At 68.6% G+C, this 2,521-nt stretch carries 2 protein-coding genes; one reads left to right on the forward strand and one right to left on the reverse strand.

Annotated features, from left to right (window positions below):
• A partial coding sequence (locus VGD44_RS22120; protein WP_331090543.1) for a N,N-dimethylformamidase beta subunit family domain-containing protein occupies nt 1–1,224 on the forward strand: 1,224 nt, incomplete at its 5' end.
• Here the strand turns inward: VGD44_RS22120 and VGD44_RS22125 are convergent.
• Entirely contained in the window at nt 1,199–2,476 is a 1,278-nt protein-coding gene (locus VGD44_RS22125; RefSeq protein ID WP_331090544.1) for an aminotransferase class III-fold pyridoxal phosphate-dependent enzyme, read from the reverse strand. The genes VGD44_RS22120 and VGD44_RS22125 overlap by 26 nt on opposite strands.
• Nucleotides 2,477–2,521 lie beyond the last annotated feature (45 nt).

The raw sequence follows: 2,521 nt of genomic DNA on the forward strand, positions 1-2,521 counted from the left end.
CTCGCGACCAACACCTACCAGTCCTACAACTACTGGGGCGGGGCGAACGCCTATTCCAACGTCACCGGCCTGATGAGCGGCCAGGTCCCGTTCGCGCAGGCGATGGACGAGGCGATCGGCGTCCTCTCCACCCAGCGTCCGTTCCCGCCGCTGATCGTGGCCCCGCCGGCCGATGCGCCGCGGCTGGTAAACATGACGAGGCGCGGCTTCAAGCAGCGACCCTGGGCCGCCGATCCGCAGTGGATGCGCGAGCACCTCGCCTCGCCCTACGACGGCTCAGCCGGCTTCCTGCACAAGTGGGAGCACGTGTTCGTGGCCTGGGCCGAGGCCAGCGGCTATGCGCTCGATTTCGCCACCGACTACGACCTGGAGGCCGAACCGGATCTCCTGGCCGGCTACGAGGCGGTGCTGTTCGTCGGCCATAGCGAGTACTGGTCGGGCGGCCAGCGCGACCAGGTCGAGCGCTTCGTCGACGCCGGCGGCAAGGCCGCGATCCTCTCGGGCAACTCCTGTTTCTGGAAGGTGCGCTGGGAGAACGACGGCAAGACCTACGTCTGCCACAAGTGGAAGGGTTTCGAGGCCGAGGACGTGCCGCCGGAACAGGCGACCCACCTGTGGTCCCACCCGGCGTTCCAGCGGCCGGAGGCCGAGATCACCGGCCTCAGTTTCCTGTTCGCCGGCTACCATCGCCTGGGCCTGTGCGTGGCGCGCGGGCAGGGCGGCTTCACCGTCTATGACGACAAGCATTGGGCGCTGGAGGGCTCGGACCTCTTCTACGGCGACGTGATCGGCGGCGACCTGCCGCTGATCGGCTACGAGAGCGACGGCTGCCGCTTCCAGTTCGGCGACGACGGTCTGCCGCGGGCGATCCCGACGCTGGGCGTGCCCGAGAACCTGGAGATCATCGCGCTGGCTCCCTGCGCCTTCGGCGAGGCGCCCGACAGCGGCTACAACCCCATCATCCCGCCGGAGAAGCTGGACGTGATCGCCGACCTCATGTTCGGCGACAGCAGCCCGGAAGCCCAGGCCAAGGTGCTGCGTGGCCACGCGGTGCTGGCCAGCTTCAAGCGCGGCAAGGGCGAAGTCTTCAACACCGGGACGACGGAATGGGCGCATGGCCTGGGCGCCCGCGATCCGTTCGTCGAGACGATCACCCACAACGTCCTGCGCCGCTTCGGCGTGAGCCGGCCCGGCGCCTCTAGTGGTCCAGCATCTGGTTCATGAAGGCCAGCTTGGCCGGGGGCTCCAGCGGGCCGGCGCTCTTGAGCAGCTTGAAGGCGTCGTCGGCGGCCTCGACGGCGAAGTCGATGTCGGCGTCGGTCATGGCGGCACAGATGAACATGTTGTGCCAGGGGTGGACGTAGACGCCCCGCTTCATCAGCGCCTGGCACCAGAAGTAGCCCTTGGCCAGGTTCGGGTCGTCATCCAGCATGATCAGCGGCAGCTCGGCGGGACCGGTCTGGCGCAGGGAAAAGCCGTGGCGGCCGGCGCTGTCGTCCAGTCCGTCGCGCAGGCGCTGGCCCAGGGCCTGGGTGCGCTCGAGGTAGTCGGTGTCGCGGATCCGCTGCAGCGTCTTCAGCGAGGCCGCCATCGGCGCGGCGGAGAACCAGTACGAGCCGGTGGCGTAGATGGTCGAGGCCGCCATCCGGGCCACGTCGGCGCCTAGCAGGGCCGAGATGGGGTGGCCGTTGGCGATCGCCTTGCCCCAGCTCGACAGGTCGGGCTTCACGCCGACCAGCGACCAGCTCGAATCCCGCGCCAGCCGGAAGCCTGCGCGGACGTCGTCGACGATCAGCAGGGCGCCGTGCGCGTCGCAGAGCTCGCGGGCGCGGCGGGCATAGGCCGGGTCCGGCAACTGCTGGTCGACGAAGGTGTCGTGCTTGATTGGGGACGCGAAGATCGCCGCCAGGTCATCGCCGGCCTCGCGGACCGCGGCCTCCAGGCTCTCGACGTCGTTGTAGTCGTAGAACACCTGGTGGGCCCGATCGCCGGGAGAGACCCCCTTCTTCAGCGGCGTGCACCAGGGCGCGGCCCCGTGGTAGGCGCCGCGCGCCAGCACGATGGTGTTCCGGCGGGTGTGGTTGCGGGCGATCATCATCGCCATCGTCGTGGCGTCGGTGCCGTTCTTGCAGAAGATCGCCCAGTCGGCGTGGTCGACCATGCCCACCATCGCCTCGGCCAGCTCGACCATCGCCTCGCCCGGCCCGGTCATGGTGTCGCCCTGGCGCATGCGCTGGGCGTAGGCGTCGTCGATCTCGCGGTCGCCGTACCCGAAAAGGTTGGGGCCGTAGCCGCACAGGAAATCGAGGTAGCGGTTGCCGTCCACGTCCCACAGGTGCGCGCCTTCCGCGCGGGCGAAGAACTGCGGATAGTCGTCAGGCAGCAGCAGCACCGACTGGTGGCCGTACATGCCCATGGGGATGACCGCCTGGGCGCGTTCGGTCAGCGCCTTGTTCTTGCTGTTGGTCCAGGTCATCGCCGCCCTCGTTGCAAAAAGATAGCTTTGACTATCATATCGTGA

The organism is Phenylobacterium sp. (genome assembly GCF_036402295.1).
Lineage (GTDB): Bacteria > Pseudomonadota > Alphaproteobacteria > Caulobacterales > Caulobacteraceae > Phenylobacterium.